The sequence below is a fragment of the Bartonella sp. TP genome, from assembly GCF_030406085.1.
Classification (GTDB): domain Bacteria; phylum Pseudomonadota; class Alphaproteobacteria; order Rhizobiales; family Rhizobiaceae; genus CALTWN01.
Window position 1 is genome coordinate 364,297 of sequence record NZ_CP129002.1, and the last position, 24,041, is coordinate 388,337.

The 24,041-nt window shown below is 44.2% G+C and carries 28 protein-coding genes, 2 tRNA genes and 1 pseudogene; 9 read left to right on the top strand and 22 right to left on the bottom strand.

The features are described from left to right. Positions 1 to 24: 24 nt before the first annotated feature. The 11 genes from QVL57_RS01830 to QVL57_RS01880 all read right to left on the bottom strand — a co-directional run bounded on the left by QVL57_RS01830 (position 25) and on the right by QVL57_RS01880 (position 9,110). The gene (locus QVL57_RS01830; protein WP_290077028.1) at positions 25 to 2,277 is read right to left on the bottom strand and encodes a phage tail protein; all 2,253 of its coding nucleotides are present in this window, start codon (positions 2,275 to 2,277) and stop codon (positions 25 to 27) included. Positions 2,278 to 2,321: 44 nt separating this feature from the next. Next, the gene (locus QVL57_RS01835) at positions 2,322 to 3,755 is read right to left on the bottom strand and encodes a DEAD/DEAH box helicase (protein ID WP_290077030.1); all 1,434 of its coding nucleotides are present in this window, start codon (positions 3,753 to 3,755) and stop codon (positions 2,322 to 2,324) included. A gap of 12 nt (positions 3,756 to 3,767) precedes the next feature. Beyond that, positions 3,768 to 4,352, bottom strand: coding sequence for a hypothetical protein (locus QVL57_RS01840; RefSeq protein ID WP_290077032.1), 585 nt, complete (start codon positions 4,350 to 4,352; stop codon positions 3,768 to 3,770). After that, the gene (locus QVL57_RS01845) at positions 4,349 to 5,248 is read right to left on the bottom strand and encodes an ATP-binding protein (RefSeq protein ID WP_290077035.1); all 900 of its coding nucleotides are present in this window, start codon (positions 5,246 to 5,248) and stop codon (positions 4,349 to 4,351) included. Before QVL57_RS01845 ends, QVL57_RS01840 begins: the two co-directional genes overlap by 4 nt. Beyond that, positions 5,245 to 5,538 (bottom strand): hypothetical protein, encoded by a 294-nt coding sequence (locus tag QVL57_RS01850; protein WP_290077036.1) that lies wholly within the window; start codon positions 5,536 to 5,538, stop codon positions 5,245 to 5,247. Before QVL57_RS01850 ends, QVL57_RS01845 begins: the two co-directional genes overlap by 4 nt. A gap of 194 nt (positions 5,539 to 5,732) precedes the next feature. Beyond that, complete coding sequence (locus tag QVL57_RS01855) at positions 5,733 to 6,281, bottom strand: sigma-70 family RNA polymerase sigma factor (RefSeq protein WP_290077038.1); 549 nt, start codon at positions 6,279 to 6,281, stop codon at positions 5,733 to 5,735. A gap of 198 nt (positions 6,282 to 6,479) precedes the next feature. Continuing rightward, positions 6,480 to 6,890: a hypothetical protein gene (locus tag QVL57_RS01860; RefSeq protein WP_290077039.1), complete on the bottom strand. Its 411-nt coding sequence runs from the start codon at positions 6,888 to 6,890 to the stop codon at positions 6,480 to 6,482. Continuing rightward, entirely contained in the window at positions 6,875 to 8,260 is a 1,386-nt protein-coding gene (locus tag QVL57_RS01865; RefSeq protein ID WP_290077041.1) for a recombinase family protein, read from the bottom strand. The genes QVL57_RS01860 and QVL57_RS01865 overlap by 16 nt, the downstream gene beginning before the upstream one ends. Next, positions 8,257 to 8,727, bottom strand: a complete 471-nt coding sequence (locus tag QVL57_RS01870; protein ID WP_290077043.1) for a DUF2924 domain-containing protein — start codon at positions 8,725 to 8,727, stop codon at positions 8,257 to 8,259. Before QVL57_RS01870 ends, QVL57_RS01865 begins: the two co-directional genes overlap by 4 nt. Beyond that, positions 8,720 to 8,908, bottom strand: coding sequence for a hypothetical protein (locus QVL57_RS01875; protein WP_290077045.1), 189 nt, complete (start codon positions 8,906 to 8,908; stop codon positions 8,720 to 8,722). Before QVL57_RS01875 ends, QVL57_RS01870 begins: the two co-directional genes overlap by 8 nt. Next, the gene (locus QVL57_RS01880; RefSeq protein ID WP_290077047.1) at positions 8,898 to 9,110 is read right to left on the bottom strand and encodes a hypothetical protein; all 213 of its coding nucleotides are present in this window, start codon (positions 9,108 to 9,110) and stop codon (positions 8,898 to 8,900) included. The genes QVL57_RS01875 and QVL57_RS01880 overlap by 11 nt, the downstream gene beginning before the upstream one ends. Positions 9,111 to 9,272: 162 nt before the next feature. Between QVL57_RS01880 and lexA the strand changes: the two genes are divergently transcribed. From lexA to QVL57_RS01895, 3 genes are all read left to right on the top strand, one after another. Then, entirely contained in the window at positions 9,273 to 9,935 is a 663-nt protein-coding gene (gene lexA / locus QVL57_RS01885; RefSeq protein WP_290077048.1) for a transcriptional repressor LexA, read from the top strand. Beyond that, positions 9,922 to 11,127 carry a hypothetical protein gene (locus QVL57_RS01890; RefSeq protein ID WP_290077050.1) on the top strand — a complete coding sequence of 402 codons (1,206 nt, stop codon included), beginning with the start codon at positions 9,922 to 9,924 and terminating at the stop codon, positions 11,125 to 11,127. The genes lexA and QVL57_RS01890 overlap by 14 nt, the downstream gene beginning before the upstream one ends. 133 nt (positions 11,128 to 11,260) lie before the next feature. Continuing rightward, the gene (locus QVL57_RS01895) at positions 11,261 to 12,145 is read left to right on the top strand and encodes a hypothetical protein (RefSeq protein WP_290077052.1); all 885 of its coding nucleotides are present in this window, start codon (positions 11,261 to 11,263) and stop codon (positions 12,143 to 12,145) included. A gap of 250 nt (positions 12,146 to 12,395) precedes the next feature. Here QVL57_RS01895 and QVL57_RS01900 read toward each other — a convergent pair. Then, positions 12,396 to 12,485, bottom strand: a tRNA-Ser gene (locus tag QVL57_RS01900). A 96-nt stretch (positions 12,486 to 12,581) separates the two neighbouring features. Here QVL57_RS01900 and QVL57_RS01905 point away from each other — a divergent pair. Continuing rightward, complete coding sequence (locus tag QVL57_RS01905; protein ID WP_290077054.1) at positions 12,582 to 12,872, top strand: hypothetical protein; 291 nt, start codon at positions 12,582 to 12,584, stop codon at positions 12,870 to 12,872. Positions 12,873 to 12,879: 7 nt separating this feature from the next. Here QVL57_RS01905 and QVL57_RS01910 read toward each other — a convergent pair whose 3' ends face one another. Then, on the bottom strand, positions 12,880 to 13,095 hold the full coding sequence (locus QVL57_RS01910; protein ID WP_290077056.1) for a SlyX family protein: 216 nt from the start codon (positions 13,093 to 13,095) through the stop codon (positions 12,880 to 12,882). Positions 13,096 to 13,238: 143 nt separating this feature from the next. Here QVL57_RS01910 and QVL57_RS01915 point away from each other — a divergent pair. Both QVL57_RS01915 and QVL57_RS01920 read left to right on the top strand, forming a co-directional pair. Next, a tRNA-Thr gene (locus QVL57_RS01915) sits at positions 13,239 to 13,314 on the top strand. Between the two features lie 57 nt (positions 13,315 to 13,371). Continuing rightward, positions 13,372 to 13,938 (top strand): hypothetical protein, encoded by a 567-nt coding sequence (locus tag QVL57_RS01920; protein WP_290077058.1) that lies wholly within the window; start codon positions 13,372 to 13,374, stop codon positions 13,936 to 13,938. On the opposite strand, the gene QVL57_RS01925 is transcribed toward QVL57_RS01920, so the two are convergent. Beyond that, complete coding sequence (locus QVL57_RS01925) at positions 13,935 to 14,951, bottom strand: 2'-deoxycytidine 5'-triphosphate deaminase (protein ID WP_290077060.1); 1,017 nt, start codon at positions 14,949 to 14,951, stop codon at positions 13,935 to 13,937. The two genes, QVL57_RS01920 and QVL57_RS01925, sit on opposite strands and share 4 nt — an antisense overlap. Before the next feature lie 83 nt (positions 14,952 to 15,034). On the opposite strand from QVL57_RS01925, the gene mutL reads away from it, so the two are divergent. Then, entirely contained in the window at positions 15,035 to 16,831 is a 1,797-nt protein-coding gene (mutL, locus tag QVL57_RS01930; protein ID WP_290077061.1) for a DNA mismatch repair endonuclease MutL, read from the top strand. A 2-nt stretch (positions 16,832 to 16,833) separates the two neighbouring features. Beyond that, a complete protein-coding gene (locus QVL57_RS01935) occupies positions 16,834 to 17,031 on the top strand; it encodes a DUF2093 domain-containing protein (protein WP_290077062.1) in 198 nt (65 codons plus the stop codon). On the opposite strand, the gene lpxK is transcribed toward QVL57_RS01935, so the two are convergent. The 7 genes and pseudogenes from lpxK to QVL57_RS01970 all read right to left on the bottom strand — a co-directional run. Next, complete coding sequence (gene lpxK, locus QVL57_RS01940; protein ID WP_290077063.1) at positions 17,008 to 18,069, bottom strand: tetraacyldisaccharide 4'-kinase; 1,062 nt, start codon at positions 18,067 to 18,069, stop codon at positions 17,008 to 17,010. The two genes, QVL57_RS01935 and lpxK, sit on opposite strands and share 24 nt — an antisense overlap. Beyond that, positions 18,059 to 19,423, bottom strand: a complete 1,365-nt coding sequence (locus tag QVL57_RS01945; RefSeq protein ID WP_290077065.1) for a 3-deoxy-D-manno-octulosonic acid transferase — start codon at positions 19,421 to 19,423, stop codon at positions 18,059 to 18,061. Before QVL57_RS01945 ends, lpxK begins: the two co-directional genes overlap by 11 nt. Further along, complete coding sequence (locus QVL57_RS01950; protein WP_290077067.1) at positions 19,410 to 20,150, bottom strand: lysophospholipid acyltransferase family protein; 741 nt, start codon at positions 20,148 to 20,150, stop codon at positions 19,410 to 19,412. The genes QVL57_RS01945 and QVL57_RS01950 overlap by 14 nt, the downstream gene beginning before the upstream one ends. 14 nt (positions 20,151 to 20,164) lie before the next feature. Then, positions 20,165 to 20,392 carry a DUF4170 domain-containing protein gene (locus tag QVL57_RS01955; RefSeq protein WP_290077068.1) on the bottom strand — a complete coding sequence of 76 codons (228 nt, stop codon included), beginning with the start codon at positions 20,390 to 20,392 and terminating at the stop codon, positions 20,165 to 20,167. A gap of 34 nt (positions 20,393 to 20,426) precedes the next feature. Beyond that, entirely contained in the window at positions 20,427 to 21,239 is an 813-nt protein-coding gene (locus tag QVL57_RS01960; protein WP_290077069.1) for a 3'(2'),5'-bisphosphate nucleotidase CysQ, read from the bottom strand. 19 nt (positions 21,240 to 21,258) lie between these two features. Beyond that, positions 21,259 to 21,825, bottom strand: a complete 567-nt coding sequence (gene rsmD, locus QVL57_RS01965) for a 16S rRNA (guanine(966)-N(2))-methyltransferase RsmD (protein WP_290077070.1) — start codon at positions 21,823 to 21,825, stop codon at positions 21,259 to 21,261. A gap of 349 nt (positions 21,826 to 22,174) precedes the next feature. Further along, positions 22,175 to 22,954, bottom strand: a pseudogene (locus QVL57_RS01970) (pseudouridine synthase); the annotation flags it as partial. 204 nt (positions 22,955 to 23,158) lie between these two features. Between QVL57_RS01970 and QVL57_RS01975 the strand changes: the two are divergent. Further along, positions 23,159 to 23,608: a nucleoside deaminase gene (locus tag QVL57_RS01975; RefSeq protein WP_290077071.1), complete on the top strand. Its 450-nt coding sequence runs from the start codon at positions 23,159 to 23,161 to the stop codon at positions 23,606 to 23,608. On the opposite strand, the gene QVL57_RS01980 is transcribed toward QVL57_RS01975, so the two are convergent. Continuing rightward, positions 23,605 to 24,024, bottom strand: coding sequence for a hypothetical protein (locus QVL57_RS01980; protein WP_290077072.1), 420 nt, complete (start codon positions 24,022 to 24,024; stop codon positions 23,605 to 23,607). The genes QVL57_RS01975 and QVL57_RS01980 overlap by 4 nt on opposite strands. Positions 24,025 to 24,041: the final 17 nt, after the last annotated feature.

Sequence of the window (24,041 nt, forward strand, 5' to 3'; positions counted from 1 at the left end):
GATTATTCTTCCTGTTTTTAAAGATTATTGGTCGGCGGTATGGACGACAGGGTTTTCAGCAACGGCGCTGATTTCAACCAGCTCGCCGCGAGGCCGAACAGCCGTGACGCGGGCCAGCGTGCTCCATTTCTCGCCAGCGCCAAAGGCAATGTGCGTGCGCTCCTGCAGCTCACCAGTGTAGGGCGTGAAGTCGAGCTCATCCTGCAAAACCACCTGATTGGGTGTTTCACCGGGTAGAACAAGCAACGGACCAGAAACGCTGCCATCAGCTTTACGCAGGCTGATAAAGTGATCCCCAAGCTCCTCGGACCATTCCAATGGCTCCGATAAGCTCAAAACATTGTCATCAACCGCAATAACCTCGGCACCTTGGCCCCAGCTTGGCATATCATGGGCTATGGCGATCAGGTCACCATAGGTGGGGATCAAGCCTTCTAGCTCTGTTTGAAAGGTCACCAAGCGTCTACGATAACGATTGGCGGCGGCCATATATTTGCCTTCGCGGATAGCTTGGGCTTTTTCAGTGCAGCCAAACAATCGCACCCGGGCGGGTTGATCGCTGGTGCTATCAGGCAGGCTGACGGTTTCTTCTGCCGTTTGCCATGTCTCTTTTGAGAAATACTCCACTGTGACGCTATCCGCTGTATCATCACTGGCCAGCAGATACTGGATTTTGAGGCTGTTCTTCACGATATTACGAGGACTGAACAAGGCCACAGGGATTGAGCGTTGCTCATCTCTGACAAAGCGAACAGTGCCGCTTTGCATGAAGCTCACGGCGCGGCCACAGCGTGCCGTTCGGCTCAATGCCTCCCAGACCGTGACTGTTTGATCAAACACCGCATCGAAATAATCGCCGCGAGATTGCCAATTGGCATCCAGCGCTTTGAGCTGCGTCAGATCAATCCGGCTATCATCCAGTTTGCCGCCATATTGACTGCGAGCAATATCAGCGAGAGCCCATGCAATGGAGCGCGTGACTTGTGGTGCTGACCATCCGGTGGCTTCATCCCATATAGGCAATTTGCGCGTGACAAGGCAGTTCACCATCCGTGATGAGCGTTGAGACAAATTATCCGTGGCCCGCATTTTCATGGCGATGAGCGTAACGTTTCCAAAATCAGGCGTTTGATCCAAGACAGCTTTTAAGCCGCCCCAGCGAAGCTCATGCCCGGCTCTGGCAGATGTATCCTTGGCATCGGTTCTCAGAGCCCGCACTTCATAGCGTCCAACTGCGACCGCATAATCAAACGTCATGCGTTGCGGCGTATTGGTGGCTGCCGTGAGGGTTTCACTCCCCAATGTCTGCCATGCGCCAATTGCTGTGCCGTCATCATCGATCTGACGCGCTTCAAACTGCCATGTGATGGTGCGGTTGTTCAGGCCGCCGCTATCATTGGCGTAATAGACCCCACGCGGCATGACAATATCAACGCTGATCTGGTGGCAGTTGGTTTGTGCAGGATTGGCCACAAAAGGCCCAACCCAATCACCACCATCACCTGTGCTGAGTAATTCTTGTCCTGCGACCTCGGGTGCAGTGACGACATCCGTATCAAATAGCGTGACGGCATCGCCGGGTTGCACGATTTCATAGTCAATTTCTTCAAAGGAGCTGATCGGCGTATCCTCAATACGGATTTGCTCCAGATCATATTCTCCCTGACCAATGCAGTGCAGTTGATGCAAATATTGCTCGTTATTCTGATACAGCGAATATGGCGTTGCGGCCAAGTCGGGATAGACAATGTGCCGACCATAGACCACCGGGATCGGCTGACTTAATCGCGCCTGATTGCCTTGGGCTTGCAGTGAATAAGTCGGGCTGGCTGCGGATGTATTACCAAAGCCACTATTCAAACTGGTGGATGGCACAGGCGGCGGCACCAACACATTCAACAGTGCACTTCCAGCAAACGCAACACCAGCGGTTACCAATGCCACCCCAACAGTGCTGGTGACACCGATTGCTCCGGCGAGCGCAGCTCCTGCATAAGGGGCCGCAACCATGACAGCAATGGTCAGTACGGATCGTAAAATCTTACCGCCCCCACCACCGCCGCCTTGGGGCAGCGTGATAAAGGTGACGACATCAGACAGACCAATGGTGATCTTATACCATTGATCGCGAAGCACCGCTTCGCCATTAAATAAACAAATGGTTGGGCGTTCAAATTCTATGATGCCCGCTTCATCAAGCCATTCACGAATGGTGATGGGATGATCGACCGCAAAAATATCGCGTCCGCGTGCTGGCATAAATGGATTGTGAAGCATGTGGACGCAAGCAAACATGAGAACCTCGTAATTTAGTATGCTGATTAAGGGGCATCCCCCTGAAACCGATAAAACCCTTCAATTTGCCAGCCTGCGAGTTTGAGGCTGGCCATATTCTGAAACACAACGACACCGCCCCAAGCCTCAAAGCCGGTTGCAATGAAATACTGATCATCGCCGCGTAAATCGCACCAAAGGAAGCTGGAGCGCTTAAGGAGGTCGATCTCCGTCATGTGGAAATCAGCGGTTTGCGTGGTATCAGCCTCGGGCTCTCCCTCCCAGATATAGCCACATAGCGGACATTCCTTACTGGCGAGCGGCACATCAGCGCCGCATTCCGGGCAGTCTTTGTATGGCGCATCGCCTTCAATAAACTGGTCGTCCAGCTGGACTTCTTGTTCCAGCGAGCCATGCATCAGTGTCGATGTGCCAAAGTCGAGTACAACACAGTCTTTTTTGATGATGCCGGGAAACTCAGCCGGATCGACTGTCCGTAAACCGCGCCCGATCATCTGGATCATGGTGGATTTGTAAGAGCTTGGGCGCAGTAAAACGATGCAGGATGTTGGCGGGTGGTCCCAGCCTTCGGTCAGCACAGCGACATTCACGATCACTTGTAGATCGCCTTTGCCGTAAGCTGCCAAGGTATCAGAGCGATCTGTTTCGCTCATATCACCCCAGATCATGCCTGTGGCGATGCCCGCGCTAATAAAGCTGGCCATAACATCCCGCGCATGCTCAACGGTGGAGCAGAATACGACGGTTTGTCGATCTCCGGCTTTTTCTTTCCAGTGCTGAACCACCGCATCATTGATCGGACGGGTGTTCATGATGTCGGCGACCGCGCCCATATCATAATCAAGGGCGGTTTTACGGACTTTGCTCAGTTCTTCCTGAACGCCCACATTCATGACAAAAGTGCGTGGCGGCACAAGGTGACCGGAAGCGATCAGCTCTTTAACTGTGATCTGGTCCGACACGTTGGAAAAGATTGGGCGCAGACCTTTTTTATCTCCACGGTTCGGCGTGGCAGTCATGCCCAGTAGCTTCAAATTGGGGTTGATAATTTGAGCGTGCTCAATCACCCGCATATAGCTGTCAGCACGAGCGTGATGGGCTTCATCAATCACCAATGCATCAAGCGGCGGCAATGATTGCAAGTTGCTCTCCCGCGAGAGAGTTTGCACCATGGCAAAGGTCACTTGGCCATCCCAGCTTTTCTCATTCGCATTGAAAATGCTGGTAGAAAGCGATGGATTTACGCGTTTGAACTTACCTTCATTTTGAAAGGTCAGTTCATCACGGTGAGCAAGCACGCAGGCACGCTCAATATCGCGGTCAAACATGCGTCCAAGCACTGCTGATAGCATGATCGTTTTGCCTGCGCCTGTTGGCGCGACCGCAAGCGTATTGCCGTGGGTATAAAGCGCATCAACAGTCTTGGAGACGAGCTCCTTTTGTCTTGGTCTGAGTAACATGCCGCCCCCTTATCATTGCGCCCATGACGGCAGGTTGCTGGCAGAACTCGTAGACTGATTGCCACTAGACGGAGGCGCAGAAGCTGCACCGGATACAGCGCCCATCAGGGAGGCGTATTCCTTGTTGTCCGGTGTGATAGCCAGTTTGATGACGTTCTTGTCGTCACCGTTCTGGTCTTTCTCAATATCAATGCGGGCGGCAAACTCGACGCCATCCAGATCACCAAGGCCGTTGATACGGCGAGCATTCTGGGCGGCTGGCGAATTATCCTTGTTGGACACGCCGCGAGAGGAGTTCAATATCCCTTTGATAAAGGCGCGGCCAATATTAGCCCAATCCGGTCCTTTGGCACTGTAAAGCCCGATCAGGCTCCAGATTTTGCGGCGGGCATATTTGCCTTCCAGCACCACAAACTCACAGTTCAAATACACGGCACCTGTGGTGTTGCTGCGTGTTGCCCAGCCACCCGTCCAGCCTTGTGATGCATCATCATGACCACCGGGCTTAATGGTCATACGGACCTTAACCAGCGTTCCTTTTGGAATGACATCAAATCCGCTTTGATCATCTGCACTATTAAAATCGTTCCAACTCATTCTTGGCCTCCTTGTGTTTCGTTATTTTTTTGGGAATCGGGGGTGCTGCTGGCAGGCGCATCCTGTTCAATTGAGAACGTGAGGCGTTCGGCAGCAGGCTTGGCTTTGCCTGCAATCTTCTGCATGAGGCGGCCAAGATGTGGTTCTTCCATCAGATCAAGACGACCGGAGCGATCTTTGGCCGGGTATCCAGAATCATTGATGGTGTGGCAGATAAAGGCGCGGAATGACTTGCCTTCGGGGCTTTTCATCTCGGTCATGGTGATGACCTGATCGACAATACCGGGAAGCTCTAATGCAGTTTTGCTGCCTTCAATTTGCGGCTGGAAAAAGCGGCGATTAAAGTCGTCGATCTTTTCGTCCAAGATGCCGACAAACCAGATATTCTTGCCACGTGTGTGCTGGAGATGTGTAAGCCACGCGATCATTTCCTGACCATGCAGGCCGTAAGCACCACGCGTATCAGGTTTGCCTGTTTTGTCAGAAAATGCCTGTGGCTGGCCCTTGCACCAGTTGAAACACAAGCGTCCGGCAACGGTGATGCTGTCGATGAAGATCGTGTCGTATTTATCGAGTGCTCCGGCATCACCGTATTTAGCGGTGACCGCATCATAATGGGCTTGACTGTATGGCTGCTCATCACGCAAGGCCGGGTTCGGGCCACCAATAAAGGCTGCAATATCACGACAGTCCTGCCATGTGCGGGGACGAATGGTATCGCCTTGCCAACCTTCAATGGCCAGATCGCCTGCCTCAAGATCAAAGAACAGTGTCTTTTCAGCAGGAAGTGTCCAAAGCAATGATGTTTTGCCGATACCGCTTTTACCGAAGATGCATCCTTTGATGCCTTTGGTTTCTTTCAAGCGTTCATCGGCTGAGATGATAGGAAGGCTCATTGGGCACCTCCTTTGCGGGAGAGTGCGTCCACAATGTTTTCAGCGCCTAATGCGCCTTTGGCACGCGCTTCTGTGTAAAGCTCACGGATGGCAGCCAAGCGCTTATAAATGGCGCTTTGCTCCTTATCCAATGCCTGTGCGGCAAAGGCCAGATCATCCAGAGTTGCTTCATGGATTGGTTTGGTGGTGTCTTCTTCTATGGCACCAAGCGCCGGGATTTGAATAAATGCCGGAACATATTTGGCGTAAAGGCTGTCTTTAATCAGCTTTTGTAACGATGGTTTAAACATGAAACCTCCTTGATTTCGTGGGTTAAAATTTGCTCTTTGGTCGTGTCATTTCGGCTGCCGGGTTCTGACGCCGCCCAAAGAGCAAAGCGGTCGCGGTATTTCCTTGTGGGGTCTTGTATTTCCGCGAGAACCCGGCATGTTTTTTTTGCCTTCAAGGAGTTACTTACCGAGAGGGCTCAAAAACTGTCGGCGGCTCAGTGCAGATATTCCGCAAAGCCACGCTCCTTCAGCGATCCGCGAAGTTCGGACAGCGTCCCATAGAGGGTTGAGCGTGGGGTTTTGGTTTTGCGTGAGATTTCACTGATGCTTAGCGTCCGCAAATCAACCAGGAGCAACACCAGATGCGGCGGCATCTGCTGAACAGCTTGTTCAAGATCAATTTGAAGATCGCGGCTGATCAGGTGTTCGGTTGCAGGATCAGGCAAGGCGTTGTCTTCGCCGTCCTTATCCTCAAGCCATGCATCTAGTGAAAAGTCACTGACGCCGGACCCACGTTTCTGTGCGCGGGCTGCTTCAATCAGGCTCGCACATTTGTGGTTGAGGATGCGGTCAACAAAGGTCGACCATTTTGCTTTTTCAGGATCATAAGCCTGCTTGCGGGATAGATAGTCCAGCATCAGCTCTTGCTCGAGGTCCTCGACTTCTACGCCATGAATGGCAGAGTGCCGCATCAGGCTGCGTGCGTGATAACGGACTTGGTTTACGACATAAGGATCAATTCCTTGGTACTTGTTTTTGCTCATGGTTTTCATCTCCAGTTGCGGTTAGCCGCCACGCGGGCGGGTCAACTGGGACTGGCGAAAACTCACTGGAGGCCCTGAAAATCGGTGTGTTACTCAGGGCGCAAAAACGAAAAAAGCCCCGTTATGCGGGGCTTTGGTGGGTGCAAATTTTTTTGAAAAAAATTTCAAGGTGTTTGGTGAAATTTCACCGAAGCGGAATTAGGCAAATCCAAAATGCTTTAATTGCTCATCCCAAATATCGGGAAATGGGGTTTGCATATCTTGCAGGCTTAACTGGCGCGGCTGTGTGCCGTCCAAGATGGCTTTTTTAATCTGGGGGGCGAGTTGATTGAGGCGCAGTATCCGCGACATATAAAAGGAATTGATCTGGCGTTGGCGCGACATGTCATCGATGGATTTATAGCGCCCCGTATCAAGCAGGTTTTGCCAGTAATAGGCTTTGGCCAAGGCTGTTACGAGTGTTTCGTCTTGCTTGGGTGCTTCTTGTGGCGGGGTCATTTGATAGCCTTCGGGCAAAATAATCATTTTCTTACCACCGCATTTCTTGATCCGCATGGGTACTCGAATTGAGATGGTGTTATTCGCCATCATTTTTACGCATTTATCCATGCTTGCTCCTCCAGTTTTTTGGTTGAAATGCCTTGCAGCCGTTTGTCTTGCTCATCCAACTCTCGGGCCAGACTATCCATGCCTGCAGCCCTGATCCGGATGTCGACAAACTCATAATTGACTATGACTTTTTCAATCATCAGCTCAAGGATGCGCTGTTTTTCCGCTGGATAGAGTTCTTTCCAGATTGGGACAATGTCATTCAGGTTGCTGTAAACCTCATGCTCCGTGATGGTCTCATCCTCTTTTTGTGCTTCACGCCACGTTTCCATGATCATCTCTGGTGCGGCAAAAACGGCTTGGAGCTGATTTAATATCAATGCCTCCATTTCATTGGCGCTGACATTGCGAACCTTGCAATCCGGGTTAATGCCTTTGCGGTAGTGCTCACAGGTGTAATAGCGGTAAAGCCTGCCACCTTTTTTGCGGGTGTGATTGGCTACCAATCCACATTCGCATTCACCGCACTTCAAAAGCCCCATTAAAATGGCCTTGGTTTTCTTCCGCGTGATAGCACCTCGATTGATGGTATTTTCTTTCATGGTGGCACGGACTTTATTCCACGTATCCATATCGATGATGGCTGGATGGCGGCCTTCGTAGATTTTATCTTTATGTTTGATCTTGCCGATATAGATAGGGTTTTGCAGAATCTTATAGAGACCGCCTTTATCCAGTGCTTTGCCACCGATAACACGTCCGTTCTTGGTTGTGCGCTTCTTGCTTAACACCCCCATGCGCGGCAACATCTTTGCCATCTCTGTGGGCGACTTGGTCATCAAAAACAGGTCGAATATTTTGCGGATGCCTTCAGCCTCGTCAGGCTCAATCACAAGCTCACGGTTTTTCACAACATATCCCATGGGCGTAACACCGCCCATCCACATGCCTTTGCGTTTGGATGCTGCCAATTTATCGCGGATACGTTCGCCGATCACTTCACGCTCAAACTGGGCAAAGCTGAGCAGGATGTTTAGCGTCAGTCGGCCCATTGATGTCGTGGTGTTGAACTGCTGGGTCACAGAGACAAAGGACACTTTGTGCTCATCAAATAGATCGATCAACTTGGCAAAATCAGCCAAGGAGCGCGACAAGCGGTCAACCTTGTACACGACAACCGTATCAATCAGGCCGCTTTTGATGTCGTCCATCAGGCGTTTCAAAGCCGGGCGATCCATGTTGCCGCCTGTGAAGCCGCCATCATCATAGTAATCTGGAAGCTGGAACCAGCCTTCATGCTTTTGCGAGGCGATATAGGCTTCACAAGCCTCGCGCTGTGCATCAAGGCTGTTGAACTCCATGTCCAAGCCTTCCTCGGTAGATTTGCGTGTATAAATCGCGCATCGTTTTTTCGGTGTGGTTGTGCTCAATGTTTGACTCCTTGTGCCTTGTTGTTTAATCCGAAGAAGGCAGGTCCAGACCAGCTGCTGCCTGTTATGGCCAGCGCGACTTTAGACAGGCTTTTGTATAGGCAGCCTGCATATTCATAGCCTTCTTCTAAAATGGTGACCTGATATTCAATGCCCTTATATTCCCGAACCAGTTTGGTACCGGGGATGGGGCGCTGATATTGTGTCTTGCGCTTCGGCTTGGCTTTTTTGCCATTTCTTGATTTATTGGGGCCGAATAAATCATTGGCTTGCTGTTCAATGCGGTTCTCGATCTGCGGATCAACTCCGTAAGCAAGCTCCTGCAGGCGATAGGCAAGTCTGCGAACAATGTGGCTCTTATGTCCGCTGGGTGGTTCATCCTGATATACATCGCGCCATAATGTCTTTAGGTCTGATAACGGCATATTTGGAAGTGCGGACACACGTGCCAGAAGCGTTTTATCCATTCTTCACCTCCTGCGATTCTGCTTTTTTCTTGTGTTTCAAGCGGAGGCGTTGCCATCCCAGCCCGACAATATGGGCGACCTCCTTTTGCCGATCTGCATCGGAGACAAGCGCGGCAGGAAGCTGGCCTAGCTTGATTTGTAATCGCTCTCTTTCGGTGAGATCTTTGTTCTCATGACTCATTAGGAACTCCTTGGTTTTTTGGTTCTTCGTCATGGGCATGAACGCTTGGAAAAACTTGTAAGTCCAATGAATTAGAGGGATTTGTTGCTTCTTTTTGACGGTTCAGACGGATCTTGTGGCGCAGGATGCCAAGCGCCAGCAAACGGGCCACTTCGGTGCGGCGATCTCGCTCATTTATTAGGTTTGGGGAAAGTGAAGACATGGGCGTTCCTCCTTGAAAATTATTGCGTCGTTCAAGGAGTTACTTACTGAAATGACTTTGAAACTGTCGGTTCAGTCAATGCTGTGCATTGAATTAAATTAGGCTTGTGAAAATCAAAAGCCTAATTTATATTAGGTCATCAGCCAAAATTGAAAGGATGCTATGGAGCAACTGACAAACGCACAGAATACGCTATTACAGGCCATTGAACGCCTGAAACGTGCTATGGGGATGTCACCCACGGTACAAGAGCTTGCTGTGGAATTGGGTGTGAAAGCACCCAGCGTGTTTGAAGGACTCAAGCGGCTGGAAGATAAAGGCTATATTCGCAGACAGGCGCGAAAAGCGCGATCCATCGAAATCCTTCACGCGCAAACACCGGATAAAATCAATCTGACTGCCGTTCCCGTTTTGGGGGTGGTCGCGGCTGGTCAACCGATTCTTGCCATTGAAAATCAGATTGGTCAGGTCATGGTGCCGGATAATGTTCTGCGCGGAAAATGCTTTGCGCTCAAAGTGCAAGGCGACAGCATGATTGATGCTGATATTTTCGAGGGAGATTACGTTGTCGTGCGTAGGCAACCAATTGCTGAAAACAGCGATATTGTGGTGGCCATGATCGGCGAAGAAGCCACTGTAAAGCGGCTGAGTATTGAGGGGGAGCATATTGAGCTGCGCCCTGAAAATCAGAAACTAAAACCCATCATCATAGGACAACAGGATGAACTTAAAATAATTGGGAAGGTCTTACACGTCTGCTCGGGTGTTGACACCGAGGCCAACCCTGTAACGACGAAACAGGAGATTGGCGATGTCGAGATATAATCCAAAGGTATTCACAAATGTAGACAGCTTGGGCGAGTTGGATGCCGGGCTTCTCATTCAATTATTTAAGAGGTTTCCAGACTTTTTTAAGGCGCATAACATTAGCCTTGAGAATGGGGCATTGAATTTTGAAGAGGTGACAAAAGCATTTATCAGTCCCAGTGAAAGCGTTCAAGATTCTGATGAAACCAATGAGTTAATGGAAGCGTTGCAGCTGATAACGGAAATGTCTAGTCAGGATGCAATGGATTCTCTTTTGCTCGCAGCTAAAAATCAAAATATTACGATTGATTACCAGCCAGACAGTTCTCCTGCAGATATTGCGCTTTATTGTTTTCTAAACCAAGAGGATCTTTTTCATACCGAGTATGCCAAGGCTTTGGTTAAAAACTACAGAGGCTTTAGCTTCTTCTGGGGAGGACAAGGACAAAAGCGAGATTTTCCAAACGTCACTGAGGATGGCATCACTGCTCTGCAGTCGGAACTCGATGAGTGGTTTGCCAGCAATAATCGTCTTAGAAATTGTCGGGTTTATATGTTTCCGCAAGGTCATCGCGTTAGCATTGTAATCAAGTATGGCAAGCCGCTAAAGCGAGAGTTGAAAATGAAAGATGGCGAAACGGAAAGCGTTTTTTATAATCCGCAATGTCATGATCTGCTGATTTATAATTGTAACACTGACGACATCAGTGTGAGAACTGATGGAAAAAAAGGCCAGCTGCCAGAATATCTGCGCTGTATCGGAAAACACATCTTCGGAAGTGAATCTTATTTTGACGAAAAGAAAGTCTTCTCACTTGATAAATTGCGCGAGATTCAAACTGCAGCTCATAACTTTGCTTCTGTAGATGGTATTGAAGACGTCAAGCTTGTGGAATTGCAATATGATTGGGGCGGTGAAATTGAGATTAGAAAATCTGGAAACCTTTTAGGTACACTGATAAGAAAAAATGGGCTTGAGAGCACAAGCAAAGCAAACATCATTTACGCTAAGTTTAGTGTCCGCTTTGAAGGCAGCAATACACCGCGTAAGGTTGGCATTCGTTCCGGAAACCAAGCCACCTTTGGTCGAGATGAAGACAGTTTGATTATTGAAGATTGGATCAATGATCAGCAATTAATTATTCCAAAAAATCCAAGACAAGAGGCATCACAATATGTGGAAAACGCTCGCGAAGCTGCCTCGGCATGAACATAATCACGCATTTTTAGTCAGGCATTTTGGTCAAACAGAGATAATCAAATCGCTGTTCGATAGCACAACAGTTCTTGATGATAACCTTCACTGTGAAAATGGGTGTTGCTGCGGTAGACGTATTTGCGAAATGCCCAACGGCAAATTATTGGCCGTATGCAATGATGATTCATCGAACTGTCCAGAATTAGTAATATCAAATAACGACAGACGGATATTTTCTCTAAACTTAAAGAAAATAGCAGCTCTGATTGCTGAGCTCGCACAAAACATATCAATTTTTAAAGATGTGCAAACTATTGACGGTACTTCAAGCTGTATAAGAGTCGGTCACTATATTCCTAGAGGCACCATTCGTTATCCAGTTTTCTTTGGGGTCGATATTCACGATGGAGATCTGGAAGGTATAATTAATCATGTGATTGGCCTTGATGGATCAGCCATTTTGCTTATGCCGTCTATCGACAACATCAGTCAGTCCAAGATAAATGCTATCCGCGCTAAAGGCTCTGCTTTGATTAGCCTGCAAGATTTGACTAATACAGACACACTAATCGATACCGCCAAAGCATTAGAAGCATTTTCTGCCTTCCATGAAGACCAAGAAGATCCAATGCCAGAAGTGAGCTGCGTCTTATTTCCAACTCCAGCCGATTCCGAGTGGTCCAATATTACGATTAAATTTACTGATGGGCATACAGTTCGTGTTACTTGCAACACTGGCAACAATAGGGTTTCTCAAGTTTATAATTTTACCCAGATGGGCATGGCTGATGGCCGAACAGCATCTCCCAATAAACAATGGAATTTGCTGGAAGGCTTTGCAGATGAGCGTGGCCAATTCACATGGGATAACCCGAAAGCCAACCGAAACCAGAAAAAGCAAAAACAAGAACTGAAGAAGGTTTTTCAAAAGTTCTTCGGCATATATGACAGTGATCCATTTGAGGATTACAAAGATCACAAAAACCACGTTTGCTATCGCTCTAAGTTTCATATCTCACCTGATGAGTAGTCAATGACAGGCATAGACTGGTGCGAACTGGTCAATTGCCAAGCCCTTGATTTCCCATGACTAAAAGCTCCGTACTTCGCTTTTCCAAGTACGGTGTTTTTCAGGAAGGGGGCATATATAGGAGGAAAATTAGAGAAAAACGGGGTGTTTTTATAGAGAGGAAGTCAATTGCAAACAGCGAAAAAGCCCGCAAATGCTGGGCTTTTGAGGCTATGCCATCTCGGGCATATGAAAGTTCGTTTTAGGTCAATGGCGGAGAGAAAGGGATTCGAACCCTTGATACGGTTTCCCGCATACACGCGTTCCAGGCGTGCGCCTTCAACCACTCGGCCACCTCTCCAAATTACCCAACTACACATATAGATAAATTATTTATAAAATGCAACATTTTTTCTCCTAAGACATTATAAGAAAGTAATCGCAAACGGAGATAATCATGATAACACGCCTTGGGCGGGCTCTAGCCTTTTTGCTATCCATATGTAGCATAATGATAGGCGTGATTGATATACAGCAATCATTAACCAGCAAGCATATCGTTTATACGGATAGTTGGAGCCTTATTTACCTTATCATGAGCAAACATCCCAACATAATATCGTGGCATATTGACCCAAATAATGCATTATTACGAGTGCCAATAGCCATAATATTAGCCCTGCTAAGTTTGAGCCTGTATGGGTTACTGCCTTTAAATACCAAAAGGCGCTTTGCTGCACAATTTTAAAGCTAATCTACCAATGCGGTGGCTTAGTTATAGCGATTTGTCCCAACGAAGATTCCTCTAGCAGGCGCAATTTATCATTAAGTTTTTTTAAAGAATTGCTTTGGCTAGTCATAATTTTCCACTGCTCGAGCACTAAATGTGATAACTCATCTACGCTGCGTTGCAATTGCATCAAATGTAATTGCGTATCAATTAACTGCTCATTTAACGATTCTATCTCCATAGTCAAGCTCCTACTACGTTTAACAAGCTATTTATTGGCTTTAACAGCCTAGCCGTTATTTTATCACTTTCTTTGCTTGATTTTTAGCACATTTATAGATAAATATAATGATATTGTGAATATTAGTTTTAATATTCCTAGCGGCCGCATTAGCTCAGTTGGTAGAGCACATCATTCGTAATGATGGGGTCGTTGGTTCGAGTCCGACATGCGGCACCATTGTAGGCGTTTCAAGGTATAGCGTTTAATTAATGAATAGCCATATAGGATTTATAAATGCACAGCCAGCAACTTAGTTATAAAGAAATATTCAATAATATTGACCAAGGTGGTGACACCCCTGCTGCCAGCTCTGCAGCCTCGAATCCTATTTTTGCTGACATCAATAACCAATTGCAAAATATGCTGGGCAAAATAAATAATTTTGATGAAGCAAATAAACTTGAAAACTCTACAATAGTAAAAAACTATGATATGGCCCATGAAGATATAAAAATTATAAATGAAAAATTAGACAACATCAGCATAGCACTTTTAGCAGAATATGAAGCCAGAAAAGAAATAAGCTCACAGATTTTAGCAAAATTAACTTTTTTAACAGAAGAGCTTATGCAGCTAAAAAAACTACAATCACAAGATCAACCAGCAGAACCAGTTAGCGCGCCCAACCCTAAAAACTGGCAAGATTCCCTAACACAATTATTCAGCGATGATAATAATTTACCGCCTTTTGACCCGCATCCATATCAAGACCCATTGAGCAAAGATGGCGCCAACAGGCTCATTAAACGAGCTACAACTTATCAAAAGGCAATAAAAGGAGAACGATTAAAAGCTATTTAAAAAAATTGTTTAGCTAATTTTAATTTTTGTCCCTGATAGTTTGATCCACTATCTAGCCCATAGAGCTTTTGCGGTACGGTTAGCATAGGCTCAAATAGCAATTTACCAATTATTTGTTTGTGCGACAACATAAATGGCACTTCATGGCTACGCATTTCAAGCACAGCTCGACTTTTCCCCATTTCTCCTAAGCCAAAGCCCGGGTCAAAAAATCCGGCATAATGCACGCGAAACTCACCTATTAACGGGTCAAATGGAATCATTTCTGCTGCTAGGCTACAGCCTATCTCTACATATTCATACGAAGCCAAAATGTAAAACTGATCTGGTTCTAAAATAAGCTCATTAGAGCTATTATACAAAGGTTCCCAGAATTCATTTATGTCATACGACGCTACTTTATCTACATCTATGGCGTTGGTATGTCTTTTAGCTCGATAGCCCATTAGCTCACTAGATAAATCCACGCGCAATGGCAAATCATCAATTAATATCCTACTAACGCTGGGTTCTATAATTTTACGAAACCGCAATTGACTAAGTCTTGAGCCAGTTCTAACCAATATAGGAAAAGTACGCGGACAAATCTCTAAATATAAGCACCCCTTATATCCCCTTACAATTTTATCAAAACATTCACTAAAATCGCTTATAACACGTGTAAACACATCCAAACGCCCCGTAGAACTCTTAGGATTCGCTATCGCAGCAATAGCTTGCGGTAAATTAAGCTCTTCTAACAATGGAACGATATAAACACCATTTGTTTCCAGCACAGCCCCTTGTGTTAGATCAATTTCATGAATCTTAAGCTGACTAAGCTTTTTTTCTACACAATGGTCAGCCCCTGGCAAAAAAGAGGATCTAACTCTATAGGCTACTCGCCCCAAGCGCAAATCTAAACTTGCTGGTTGAATCTGCGTGCTATCAATCGCGTTATCGCTTGTAATAGCGGTAGTGCTTATGAGCAGTTTTATATCAGAATCTGCAAGCAAACCATGGCTACTATTCATTATTTACCCTTTTCTTGATTGCTTTGTAGCTGAATATATCATATGATCCTTTATAGTTAAAGTTAAACTAATTTGGTGTATAAATGCCCATTCAGCAGTTAAGTGAAACTGTTATCAACCAAATAGCCGCTGGCGAGGTAGTTGAGCGCCCAGCTAGCGTAGTAAAAGAGTTGATAGAAAATGCTATAGACGCACAATCCTCGCAGATTGAGATATTTACATCCTCTGGTGGTAAGGGTTTGATAAGGGTAAAGGATAATGGCACAGGCATCCCGAGTGAAGAATTAAAGCTTGCTATTGCCCGTCATTGTACATCTAAATTTCATGAGAATATACATGATATACAGCATTTAGGGTTTCGCGGCGAAGCGCTGCCCTCTATCGGTTCAGTTGCTAAATTACGCTTGGTGTCACATACCGCGAATGCCGAAACTGGTTTTGAAATAAATGTTAATGCTGGTAGTATTTCCGAGATACGACCAGCTTCATGCAGCCAGGGAACTGTTATTGAGGTACGTGACTTATTTTATGTAACACCAGCTCGCTTAAAATTTATGAAAAGCGACAAAACTGAAAGCATGGCGATAACACAAATTGTAAAAAATATTGCTTTGGCTTATCCAGAAATAGCCTTTACACTAAACGGCACCGACAGGCAAACAATAACTTACAACTCAACCAATCCAGCTTCAGAGTTAAGTAAAGCCAGACTGCAAAGAATCTGCGATATATTAGGAACAGATTTTGAAGAACATTGTGTAAAAGTTGAGTTAACGCACCAAAATATAAAAATATCTGGATTTACTTGTATCCCTAATTTTAATAGAGGCAACAACCAGTCGCAATTTATCTATGTGAATAAACGGCCCATTCGTGATAAATTAATATTAGGTGCAATAAAAGCTGCCTATAGTGATGTTATTACTAAAGATCGCTACGCTGTATGCGTTTTATTTCTAGAGCTAGCTGTAGAGGATGTAGATGTTAACGTACATCCGGCAAAAGCCGATGTACGGTTTCGCGATCCTTCCCTTGTAAGAGCTGCTATAATTAGCGCTATAAAAAATGCATTAACTGGCGTAGGAGTACGGCCTAGCGTTGCCGCTAGTGAGGCTATGGCCAACGCATTTATAGCGCCGAGTCCTCCTTCTTATGCGCCGCGTAGCACGCTGCAACCAGAAAACAGATTTAGCTATGCACAGCTACAAGAAACGGCTCCCCTATTAATAGAAACAGCATATGCACCAACGGCTATTGCGCAGTCGGCAGAAGAAGTTGAGCAAGCAGAAATGAATAGCTCTTTTCCTTTAGGGGCTGCCCGAGCACAAATACACAAGAATTATATAATTTCGCAAACAGAAGACGGTATTATTATAATTGACCAACATGCCGCTCATGAACGAATAGTTTATGAAAAATTAAAAAAAGCGCTTTATAATGAACCGTTAAGAGCACAATTATTGCTGGTTCCAGAAATAGTTTCGTTAAGCGAAGAAAAAATAGATATTCTATTATCGCAAATAGATTTGTTTAAAAAATTGGGCTTCAATTTTGAAAATTTTGGCTATAATTGTTTATTAGTCCGCGAGACCCCGGCTATTTTAGGACCAGTAAATATAGAAGAATTGCTCAATGAATTAAGCGACAAATTGCTAATTGATGAAAGCGAAAATCCATTAGAAAAAAAAATTAATTATATAGCCGCTACAATGGCGTGTCACGGCTCTGTACGGTCTGGCCGTTTGTTAAAAACAGAAGAAATGAATAATTTATTGCGACAAATGGAAGAAACACCAGCAAGCTCTACATGCAATCACGGCCGCCCGACCTATATAGAACTTAAATTAATTGACATTGAGCGCTTATTTGACAGGAGATAAACATGCTAAAAGAAGCTAAAGTTTTGTATAAGGATGGCGATTATGAAATAATTAAATTTGGTGATTATGTAATATGCGCAGTTACAAATAGCCACATAATGCTAGAAAATTTAAGCTATTGGAACGTAAAACGCCAAGAAGCATACATCGATTGCGCAGCCTCACTAAAGCGAGAACTAGAGTTGGGCGCTCTTACCTAATCTTTGCTTATATTTTTCTAAAACCTGCATTATAATTTTTTCTGGCATCTTGCTATCAACAAATTCTATATCGATGTCTAATACAATCAACGATTCTAAAAATTCTCTATAACTACATTTTGCCGACCAAGTTTTTTGCAAATTTTCATTATTAATCAAACGCATATAATCTTTTTGTGTAGTTATCAGTTGCAAGTTTTTTGCTTCTGCCTTTAACCATATAGAGTTTAATTCTAGGGCCGAAAAAAAATGATGATCGGCAAAGGCAAGCCGATCAATAATATTTCCACCTAACTGCATAATAGAATTATAAAATTTATTACTATCTCCAATAGCGCAAAAGCTAAATAATTCTACCCCAAATAAGCTGCCTTGCTTTATTGGCCCAGTGCTAATTATACGAGATAAAAGCCTAGCTTGCACCGTAGTAGTTTGTGATTCTACAATGTCCTTCTCGCCTATATTTACCACAATATCACTATAGGCCAATTGCAAATCCAATGGTGCGCGCAAAGGCCCACTTGGGAAAATGCATTTATTGCCCAAGCCACGGTTAGCGTCCAGCACAATCATAGCATAATCATAGTACAGCTTACGACTTTGAAAGCCATCATCTAATATCAGAAAATTATAGCCCAGTTTTCGCAAAAATTCTGCTGCTATTGCCCGATCCTTAGTTACTACTGTAGTAGCATGCTTGGCCAATAATAACGCTTCGTCCCCTACCAGTAATGCCGAATCTACATCAACATCTACTATATGCATTGCTTTATAGTTTCCCCTATAGCCACGGCTTATTATAGCTGGGTGCAGACCTAAAGACTTAGCCTTTCTAGCCATAGCTATGCTAAGCGGAGTTTTGCCATTTCCACCCAAAGTATAATTACCAATGCACAACACTGGTAATTGAACAGACTTAATTTTACTTTTATTAAAATTTCGCTTAGAAAAATAAGCATATATATAAGCAATTGGTGCTAGGCCATATGAGCAAAATCCTTTTTTTAACCACCAAAAATCAGGGGCTTTAAACAGCATGGTTCAATTTTGCCAAATAGGGCTGCATTGCAGCGAAAGTCTTGCTTGTAGCTCCAGTCAAATTCTCTACACATTTAGCCGCATTATCAGCCATTTGCTGGCATAATTTCGGCTCAGCCAACAATTTAATTATGCCCATATGCAGCTCTTTTGCATTTTTTACTAGCAGCACAGCTTCATTCTTTTGAAAAGAATCATATATCTCAGCAAAATTTTCAATATTACAGCCACTAATTATCGGCTTTTTCAACATAGCGGCTTCTAATGGATTATGACCGCCTTTAGCCAACAAAGATTTACCTATAAAAACTATATTAGCACAAGATAAATAAAGCCCCATATCGCCAATAGTGTCACCTAGCATGATATCAATTTTCTGCTCAGTATCCACTTGCTCCATTTTACTTTTTAAAATAAAACTAAAGCCTGTTTGCTCTATTAACCCAGCTATTTGGCTTGCTCTTTCAGGATGACGCGGCACTAAAAATAATACTAAATCTGAATAAATATTACGCAATTTTTCATAAATTTCTAAAAGCAACGCCTCCTCCGCATCATGAGTAGAAACAGCAGCTAGCACCAGACGGCCAACAAATAATTGTTGCAATATTTGTAGCCCCTTAGGATCTATATTAACAGCCAAGCCCGCTTTTAAATTACCTGTTACACAGGTATTTTGTGCACCTAAGGACTTATAATAATCCTGAATTTGTGAATTTCTACAGAGTATAATAGCAAATTTGCTAAATATAGCTCTGCTAATCCTCGGATATTTAGCCCAACGCTTAGCACTTTTCGCCGACATGGTTGCATTTACAATTATTTGCGGTATACACCTTCTCGATAATTCTAAAATCCTTCCAGGCCAAAGCTCAGACTCACAGACTATCGAAAGCTCAGGTTGCCACTTATTCAAAAAACAATTAACAACTAGCGGAAAATCTAAAGCATTATATTGATGTATTAATCGGCCAGCTGCAATCGCTTCGGCAAAACGCTTATGCAGCACCTCACTGGCTGTTATAGTTGTAGTCGTTAACAATAGATTATGGTTAGTTTCCTTTAGCAAAGTTTCTATTACACCCGCCAAAGCCAGAGTTTCGCCCACGCTTGCTGCGTGTAGCCATATAGTTTTTTCTTTGGGCTCGCTAAAGGTTTGTTTAACGCCAAAACCAAAACGCTCGCCAAGACGTGAAAACTGCTCACGACCCTTCTGAACACGGATATATATATAAAGCAAAAGCAATGGGCTAAAAACCAAGCTTACCAAAAAAAGCAATAATTGATAAATGCTCAATGACAGAATTATAAAAACTCTATCTTCTCGGCATTCATTAGCATTACATAAAGGCACGAACGTCTATGTCTCCATGCAAAAGCTTATATGCGCTTTCTGTTAAGCTATTCATAGTTTTCGTAAGCTCCAATCTTATTAGCTCCAGCTTTTCGTCGCTACTATCCGCAGGCACAAAAAAAGCAGGGCCAGACAAAAAAACTGAGCGCCCAAAAGGCAAAGGAATAGCTGTTTTATCCCAACTATTTTGCAAAATCTTCTCGCGCGAAAATGCATATATATAGGGTATTATAGGCCGACCAGAAATTTTTGCCAATAATATTATGCCCAATCCAGCTTCTCTAGGCGCTTTATTTGAAATATCCGCTATCATAGACACATTTATCTTTTTCTTAAGATAATTACGCAGCGCTAAAAGAGCACGAGCGCCGCCCTTACCATGCGCTTGCGCTTTATCGCGCCCACCTGACCCACGCACAATCTCTAGCCCCAATTTCTGCCCAACCAGCGCATTTAGCTCAGCATCTTTTGAGCGAGAAAACATAGCAACTATCCGCTCTTCTTTAGGACGCAAAAAAGGCCCCATAATATGCCGCCCATGCCAAAAAGTAATAATAAACGGGTTATATTGGCCATGTAATTTCTTTGGATTTTCGGACTGGCTAATTCGTTTATTAGTCACATATACCAAAAGAAAATACAAATATAAAAGATTTGTCAACAGCCACTTAATTATATAAGATTGTACTATAATATCGCTATATTTAAACCACAGCCTCTTAACCATCTACCCTAGATCACTTACTCTACAGCTTGCTTTAATATCTCATGCAACGGCAAAACATAATAGCGCTGATGTGCATTATCCACAGTGGCTTGCGCACGTGCACGCCATGCCATTTTAGCAGCTTCATAATCTGCAAAAACCCCTACAAGCTCTATATTTTCAGCATCTCTAAACTCATCCTTGTCTATCGAAACAAGCTCACCGCCTAACACCAAATAGGCACCGTTTTTTTTATCTAACATAAAGGTCTCCATACATAAAATCGATACAATCAATTTAGCTTATTATCTTATTTATCTCAATAGCTAGCTTTGAAAATTGCTCGCGATTTTTGCAAGCATATAAATAGCCGCTATAACAATGTGCAAGGCTATAATCTAACTGCTCTCCTTCATGAGTACATAAAACGCCACCATTATTGCGCAGAATCAGATCTGCCGCAGCGATATCCCATTCTTTGCAACTAGGCCTTATTACAACGCAATCTATGGCTGAAAGTGCGCATAATACAACACTATAAGCCAACGAGCTTATATGCTGATGAAATATTATATTTTTATGCAATTTATCTTTTATTACAGGCTCTAAATTGCGAGGAGCCGAGATAACTGCAAAGCCACGCTCTTTCTCCTCTATCGGCTCAAGAAAAACTTCTTCATCATTAATCAATAATTTTTCACCGACTATCGTGCTATAAAACTCATCTAAAGCAGGACAGAAAATGGCAGCGACAACTATTTTACCAGCCTCTGCCACCGCAACACTTACGCACCAATGGGGATCATTTGCTAAAAACCCCCTAGTGCCATCAATGGGATCTACTATAAAATAACGAATAGGTTGCTGATTTAATAACCTATTTTGATTGCCTAATTCGCTTTCTTCGCTAATCCAACCATATTCTGGTCTAGCAGAACGCAAGGTTTTTTCTAAAAAATCATTCACTGCCATGTCAGCTTCACTAACTGGCGACGCATCGGCTTTTAACCAACTTTTTACGTTTTTCTTAAAATAACTAAGCGCTATTTTTCCTGCCTCTTTTACTGTCTCTTGTAGCAATTTTTGATCTTGTAGATACTCATAAGCCAAAATTCTTTTCCCCTTATTTTTAAATTAACTGCCGCTTGTAAATAGCCAAACTAGCCGCTCCATAATTACGGTATTGTAATAGAGAAAACTCAGCCACGGCTTCAGGCAAAGCCACATTGCTAGCTTCCTCTAAAATAAAAAATGCATCCTCGCTAAGAAGTTTATGCGCAGATAATTGCTGCAAGACTACTCTACCAAAATCATAACCATAGGGAGGATCAGCAAAAACTATATCAAATACATATCCCTGCTGTGCCAATAAGCTTAAGTTATTTATATTGGCTTGTAAAACGCTAGATTGCTTTTCCACACCCAATTTTGCAATATTATTTTTTAATATTTCTAGCGCTTCACTAGCTTTATCTACAAACACACAACGTGCAGCTCCCCGTGACAAGGCCTCAAGACCCAAAGCCCCGCTACCAGCAAAAAGATCCAAAACTATCTTTGCAGCAAAAAAATCTGAATCTATAGCAGATAAAATGTTATATAAATTTTCTTTAACTCTATCGCTGGTTGGTCTAATAGACTTATCCTTTGGTCCGAAAAGCTTATGCCCCTTATGACGACCTGCTATGATCCTCACTTTTTCTACCTTTAATATATGGTTTTCTTGAGTTAAACCCTGGCTTAGCAGGGCGGTCACCGTTCGTTTTGCCGTAGGGTTTACGCCGCCTTTCGTTAAATTTATTACCTTCATCTCGCGTAGCTGTACGCTTAAATCCACCGCGCTCTACTGATTCTCCTGGTTTACTTGGCCTTGGCCGCTTATCTTTATCATATGGCTTATCTTTTCTTCGAAATTCACTTTCATCACTTTTCCGCACCCTTTCGCCCAAAATGGGGCGCACCTTCATGCCTTTACCCATCCAGACATTTGAAGAGCGCAAGCGACAATCATCATGCTTTACTTCTTTTGACGGAGCGGGTTTTTGTAAAGGTGAGGTAAAATCTAAATTTGATTCTCTTATCAAGCGGTCTCCCAGCTGGTCGCGCAAAACCCGCCCCTTTATTTCAACTACGTTTGATGTTTCTAAATCGCCTAATTGAAAAGGCCCAAAGGCTACCCTTATTAATCTATTAACACGCAGGCCCAATGCACCTAAAACATTTTTGATTTCACGGTTTTTCCCCTCACGCAGGGCGATATTAAGCCAAATATTGGCTCCTTGCAGCTTTTCGATAGAGGCAATTATTGAACCATAAAATACCCCATCTACAGCAAAGCCATTTTTTAACTCATCCAATTGTGCTTGCTCAATTTTGCCAAAAGCACGAACACGATATTGACGCAACCAGCCAGTACTTGGCAATTCCAAAATTCGGCTTAACCCACCGTCATTAGTAAGCAGCAACAGTCCCTCGGTATTAATATCTAAGCGACCAACAGAAACTACTCTAGGCATCTCTTTTGGTAATTTTGCAAAAATAGTTTCTCGGCCTTGCGGGTCGTGCGTAGTTGTAACCACCCCAGCTGGCTTATGGTATAACCACAATCTAGTGCGTTCAGGCGGCGGTAATAATTTGCCGTCTACTTCAATTATATCTGCTTCTTTTACATTTATTGCCGGGCTTATAATTTTTTTACCATTTACGGTAATACGGCCATCTAATATCATGTTTTCTGCTTCACGTCTTGAAGCTATACCACATCTAGCCAGCCTTTTTGCTAAACGCTCGCCTTCTTCACGTTCGAAAGGCAGCTCTTTCTTTATAAAATCTTTTTTAAACTTTTCCCCACCAGCTAAGGGAGCGCGCGCAGGCCGATCAGCCCGTCTAAATGGTTTTGCTCTTTCAGAACTGCGTCGGTAAACACCAGGGTCTTTTGACATATATGGACCTATCTATTAAACTATCTCTGCACTATAACAGATATTCTAACCCATGCCAATAAGCGAGAAAGCCGTATGTGCTATAATATGCCCACTATACTTACCCCAATGAATGCAGCGCTCAAGCAAGCTGTAATAGCATATAAAACTGGCGAAGTACCAGTAGGTGCCGTTATTGTAAAAGACGGCAAAGTAATTAGCGAAGCCGCAAATGCTATGATACAAAATGCAAACCCCTTAGCACATGCAGAGATATTAGCCATAAATCAAGCCATAAAAGTCTTACAAACTTCCTATCTAACTGATTGCGACATTTATATAACTTTAGAACCGTGCACAATGTGCGCTGGCGCCATTGCTTTGGCTAGATTGCGACGCGTATATTATGGCGCACAGGATATTAAAGGCGGGGCTGTGGAAAACGGTGTAAGGTTTTTCAACCAACCGAGCTGCAACCACAGGCCCGCAATTTATTCTGCTATACAAGAGCAAGAATGCGCAAAGCTGCTAAGAGATTTTTTTGCCCGCTTGCGTTAGGAGCCCTTTTTTCCAGACAATAAGTTCCAAATGCTATCTTTACTTGGCGTATTATTTGGATTTACTTCTAGGCGGCGCTTTTTTACTTCTTCATCCTCGCCCAATACATTAACCGGAGCGGTGTCGGCTGGCACAACATAGCGCTGAGGCGGTTTTACCAAATGCGTACTAGCTGTTTGGTTTTTAATCACATACGGGGCAGTGGGCGCAACAATAGTAGCAGACGGGCTGGGCAAAGGCTGCATTGGATTAATATGAGTTTTGACCAATGGTTTATGAGGCAAAACATAAACTTTTTCATTTATATCTGTTGGGCTTAAAAAAGACAAGGCTTTACCGCCAGATGTACAGCCAGCTAAACTTAGCATTAATAGCATCGAGCTAAATTTAAAAAATAAGCTTCTAAAGATTTTCATATATGTACCCCTGTTGT